Annotated in this window: 4 protein-coding genes; 2 read left to right on the forward strand and 2 right to left on the reverse strand. The window is 59.6% G+C overall.

The genetic code is table 11. The features are described from left to right. Positions 1 to 64: 64 nt before the first annotated feature. Both Q0526_RS13815 and Q0526_RS13820 read left to right on the forward strand, forming a co-directional pair. Positions 65 to 355, forward strand: coding sequence for a hypothetical protein (locus tag Q0526_RS13815; RefSeq protein WP_298734693.1), 291 nt, complete (start codon positions 65 to 67; stop codon positions 353 to 355). A gap of 1 nt (position 356) precedes the next feature. After that, on the forward strand, positions 357 to 551 hold the full coding sequence (locus Q0526_RS13820) for a helix-turn-helix transcriptional regulator (RefSeq protein ID WP_298734695.1): 195 nt from the start codon (positions 357 to 359) through the stop codon (positions 549 to 551). Between the two features lie 76 nt (positions 552 to 627). On the opposite strand, the gene Q0526_RS13825 is transcribed toward Q0526_RS13820, so the two are convergent. After that, entirely contained in the window at positions 628 to 1,578 is a 951-nt protein-coding gene (locus tag Q0526_RS13825) for a hypothetical protein (protein WP_298734698.1), read from the reverse strand. Between the two features lie 22 nt (positions 1,579 to 1,600). Then, a partial coding sequence (locus tag Q0526_RS13830) for a M60 family metallopeptidase (RefSeq protein WP_298734699.1) occupies positions 1,601 to 5,155 on the reverse strand: 3,555 nt, incomplete at its 5' end.

The raw sequence follows: 5,155 nt of genomic DNA on the forward strand, positions 1-5,155 counted from the left end.
GTAGCACAGCCCTTGGAGAGGGGCTCTAATAACTACTACTCTATAATACAAGGAGTGCAGCAATATGTCGATCGGGGCCTTACTGTTTATGGGAATCCTCTTTATTTTATTCCCCGCTTTGGATATTTTCATGCTGGTTTCTCTGCTGGTACCGGGGGACGAGCGCAATCAGGTCATTGTATGGAAGGCCAGCGCCTTCACCCTATTGACCACCATGGCCGGCAAGGTGCTGGACATCGTCACCAACCTTGTGCAGGCGCAGCCCATGACCGCCAACCCTTTCATCCAACTGGAAACCGCCGCCGTCCTCTATTTTGCAGCGCTTCTCTTCTACAAGAAGCGGCACGGAGGCTAAGATGGAAAACTGTATTCGCAGCCGGCGCAAGGAATTGGGTCTGTCGCAGGAAGATCTGGCCAAGCGCTGCGGGGTCTCCCGGCAGACGGTCAATGCCATTGAAAATAACAAATACGACCCCACCCTATCGTTGGCCTTTCGGCTGGCCCATGAGCTGCAGTTGACCGTGGATGCGCTCTTCACGCCCCCGGCCTAACCGTCCCCTTACTTACAGCAAAACCCGGGCGGCACAGCATACGCTGTGCCGCCCGGGCCTTTTTTCTATTATGCCATCAACGATTGCGCAGGCGGAGTCCCCCTACGCCGATGAGCACCAGAATCGCCAGCACCGCTACCACAAGGGCTGCCGTCAAGGGCAGGTTGTGAGTTGCATCTGTGGCTGTCTGTTCCGGCGTTGCCGCATCCGTTTCGTCATCCGGCGCAGCGGTTGCTGCGGGATGCTCTTCGGAAGCTGCCGGTTCCATCGTCTGCACCGGAGTCTGGGAATCGGATTCCGTTTCCGCCCCCGTCTGGGTGCCGCTGGGGGTTTTATTTCCGCCCGTACCGGTGGAGCCGGTGTTGCTCTGACCGTTGTACAGCACCACCGTATCCACTACCTGCGTGGACTGCTGATCCACCGCCGGAGTGGGTGTCGGCGTGCCGGCCGCCGTCTGGGTATTCTGGGTACCCTGCTGGCTGCCGTTGGAGCCGGAAGAACCGTTCCCCGAAGAAGGCGGTGTGGTGGTTTCCGGTTTCTGGTTTTCACCGCCCACCGTTACACTGACCGCCTCGCCCGAAGTGGTAACGTCGGCCGTCTGGCTGAAGCTGCCGTTGACCAACTGCAGGGAATCTTCCACCACCTGCAGCGATACCGTGCTTCCCTCGGGGGCATCCAACTGGATCTGTCCCAAAGCGGCTTGCCCGTCCGGCAGCAGTTCGGTGCGGCCCGCAAGGTATACATGCAGCCGACCGCTGTCGGCGTCATAGCGGGCACGCTTTACACTGCTGTCCAGCCCCTCCGCAAACTGAAAGGTTGCGTTGTGGATCTCGTCACCTTCCACCGCAAAACTCAGCCGGAGGGCCGTAATGCCCCGCGCCTCCTCCTGCGGCAAGCTCAGGCTGACGGCCGCGCCGTCATTTTGAGCCGTCATCGTCACCGCGCCGTCAACGCCCTGTGCCGAAACAGGCAGTGCTGCCACGCCCAGCGCCAGCCCCAACAACATGGTGGCTAGGATTTTTTTCATGATCGTCTCCTTCTCTATCGTATCAATCGGTGCCGCCCAGCGTCAAGGACGGCAGGGATTCCGGCATAGGTACGGCCAGCGTATCGCTGGTCAGGCGCTGCCCCTCGTTGGTGGTAGCGTTGTCTACCCGGTACAATTCCACCCGCACCGTTTCCGGCAGCGTCATGGAAGTAAGGTTGTCAGGCTCGATCCAGTAGACCCAGTAGCCTTCGCTGACTTCGCCCAATTCGCCCTGCTGGGGATCGGGAGCCAGAATGATCTGGTGGGCCACGATATTGTCCTCGGCATCCAGACCGCCCACGATGGCACCATTCTGGTCATACAGCAGCACCACGTTGTAGGCAGGATTGCCCTTGTAGCTGCCGGTAAAGACCAGCGAACCTGCGGGGATCGCCGCGCCGGAGGATTCCTCGTAGACGAATTCCTTCTCCAGCGTGCCGATGCCGTTTTCCAGCAAGGACACATTGTCACCGGTGGGCCCCAGCACATCCAGTTCGGTGATCGAGATTTCACTGCCCACAGGCGCCTTAACGATCAGACGCAGCTGCGTGGCATCATACGTGCAGGCCCACGGGTCGTTTTGCTCATTGCGGAAGTAGACCGTTTGCACCTCCTCGTCAGAGAAGGTACCGGTGGCCAGCGTTTTCCACTGGCTGCCGTCGGTGGTGATCTGGATCTCGTAGTCCTGAATGGGGGTGCCGGAGGCAACGGTATACTTGAAGCCGGTGGCCGCCAGCGATTTATGGAAGTTCAGCGTAATGACCGCCTCGCCCTGCTGCGCCTTGCCGGTGTAGGTCGTGCCCTTGTCGTTGTCGATCACCTGCGCAATGGCAGACACCGGTTCCGGATCACAGGGGTCATGGTCGTCCGCATCATGGGTCGTATCCTGTTCGGACACCATATTGGTCGTCGCCGTCCAGAGAGATTTGTCGTAGCTGCCATCGTGGCTGATCTTCACCGCGGGCAGCGTCAGGGTCTGGGACCGGTTCAAGAACTGGTCCACCGCCGTAATCTGGTAGGCCACCGTGCGGTTGTTGACGGTGGTCACCGTATCGGTGTAGTGACCGTCGGTGGTAAAGCCCACCACCTCGGTACGAGGCTGGCCATTCTCATAGGTCACGCGGGCGATCTCGTAGCCCAGCAGCAGACCGGGTTCCGCATCGGATGCCAAAGTCAGGTTGACCTGATTGGGCGTCTTTTCGTCCACCACAGCGGTGTTCTCTTCGGTCAGCACCGCCTGCCCCGCGAAGGAGGCACTCTCCTCGTGAGCAAAACGGTAATCCCGAGAGGCATCATCGCCATAGTAGAGAGCACGGGTCTCCGGCTCTAACTGGGCCAGATAGGCCGCCGTGGTGGCGTCGGGGGTCATACCCCAGCGCACAAAGAAGTCGGTCAAGTCTTTTTCCGCCGCCGCAGAAGCCAACCGCATAAAGTTTTGGTCCGCATCGCCGCTCAGCGTCAGCGCCACGCCATGGGGCGCGGGAGCCTGCGCCGGAGTACGGGAATAGGTGTCCACACGGGCATAGAAGCGGCTCTGGAACAATTCCTCGTAGGAATCGTAAAGTTCATATTCATAACCGGTGTCGTAGGCAAGGTGCAACTGCCAGTACATACCCAACTGGGTAAATACGTCGCCGGCATGGCCTGTGGTACCGCTGGTCACCTTCTCATAGACGGCATCGTAGCCGAAGCGCAGACCCTCATGGATCTGGGAGATTTGCGAGAAATAGTTGTTGGTGACTTCCGCCACAGCGTAGTTGCCCTGATTGATGTTATGACCAATCTCGTGGGCAATGCCCCAGCCGAAGTAGTTGCCGCTCTGGTAGCTGCCGTCGTCGCCCAGAACCACGGAATTGCCCGTAGCCAGACCGGTGACGGAATCCCAGCCAATGCCGATGTGGTTGCTTGCCGCATACATAAAGGCACCGGCAAACATCCGCATATAGCGGATATTCAGATGCTGGGAAGGCAGACGGTTGCGGTCCCCCGCCCCTGCCAGATCGGTCAGACCCTTGTGCTGGTAGAAGAGCAGCATCATCTGGTCCATCGCGTCCACCGAGGCCAGCAGCGTTTCGGCTCGCTGACTGGTGGAAGAACCGCCCAGACCCGCCAACAACTGGGTCACCGGCACCGAGTAGAGCATCTGATCCAGCATCACATCGGTCGTGTTCAGGATGCAGGTCTGTGCATCATAAGCACCGTGACCGTCATGCAGAGCGCTGTGGTTGCTTTCCAGCGCAGCGGCGTAGTTTTCCAACGCTTCCACGTAGGCGGTAACCCGCGCCTTGCGCTCGGCGGCATCGTCGATGCCGTAGAGATCCAACGTGGGGATCTGTACGCCGCCGCTGACCCGCACCGCATATTCGTCGGCGCTGTTCTTGCCGGTGTACTGCACATAGAGGGCACCGCCGTGTTCGGCGTCAAAGCTGACCAGTTCGGGGACCATGATCTCGTTGCGGCCCACCTTCAGCGGAATGGGCTTAGAAACCACCTGACCCCATTCCGAGTTATACTGGGTGGCCACCAACTGCAGCGAGGTGCTGGAACCGGTGGTTCCCTGATTGCTGCCTACGTAGATCACCAATTCCTCGCCGGCATAGGCCGTTACGCCCAGAGGCTGCCAAGCATTCAGGCCGGTGAAGCCCAAATGGCCGTCCTTTTGTGCGGTGATGGTGGTATGTACCTGCACAGCATCGCTCAACGAAGCCTCCAGCAGGCCGCGGGCATTATCCAGCTCGCGCTGCAGGGCCTCCCGCTCGGGATGCAGCTCTCCGCTGGCCGCATCCGGCGTATCCAGACGGGTCTGCAGCGCTTCAATAGTCTTTTCATCCACCTCGGGCTGCAGCGTCAGATGCAAATCATCCGCATAGAGGGCCAAAATATCGTCTTCCAAGCTGTCGTAAGCATAGAACCGCAGCTCTGCAATGGTAACGGGACAGGCATCGTACAGATAGCCCACGCAAACCCGCAGAGAATTGGTGCTCACACCGCCGGGGATCTTAATGGTGTAGTAGCTGCGGCTGCCGTCGCTGTGTTTGGCGATGGTGACGCCGGGCACCTGATATTCCTTGCCGTTTTCGCCCATAGCGTACAGGCGGACATGGCTGTAATACCCACGGTCTTCGGCCTGCGCCAACGCGATGCTGCCGATCCGGTAGGTCCCGTCAAAGGTGACCCGCACGCCGCCGTTGTCCGGGTAAGCTGCGCCGTCATCCCAGTCGTTGAGACCGTACCAAGAGGCGTAGTCATTGTCCACCACACCCAGCGCCGATTTGCCGCTGTCCAACGGGCTATCCGTCATATAGCCGGCTTCATGGGTGGCGGATTCAATGTGTGCCGTCACCTGTCCTGCCGACTCCGGCGTGTTGATGAGCTGATAGTTCGGCAGCTTCACGGGGGTCACATTGGCCGTGGTGGCGGTGGAGGTCAGCGAGGCAGGGCCTTCGCCCAGTTCGTTGACGCCGGTGACATACACTTCATAGGTCGTGTTGTTGGGCAACCCCTGAATGGTGTAGCTGTTCTTGGCAATGCCCTCCACCTTGGTGAAGGCTTCCTTCGTGGCCGAGATCTGGGTGCG

Source organism: uncultured Subdoligranulum sp., assembly GCF_937890665.1.

What these genes read in the sequence shown, in the direction of transcription:
- Q0526_RS13815 (WP_298734693.1), top strand. Translation starts at nt 65, where the DNA reads ATGTCGATCGGGGCCTTACTGTTTATGGGAATCCTCTTTATTTTATTC.
- Q0526_RS13820 (WP_298734695.1), top strand. Translation starts at nt 357, where the DNA reads ATGGAAAACTGTATTCGCAGCCGGCGCAAGGAATTGGGTCTGTCGCAG.
- Q0526_RS13825 (WP_298734698.1), bottom strand. Translation starts at nt 1,578, where the DNA reads ATGAAAAAAATCCTAGCCACCATGTTGTTGGGGCTGGCGCTGGGCGTG.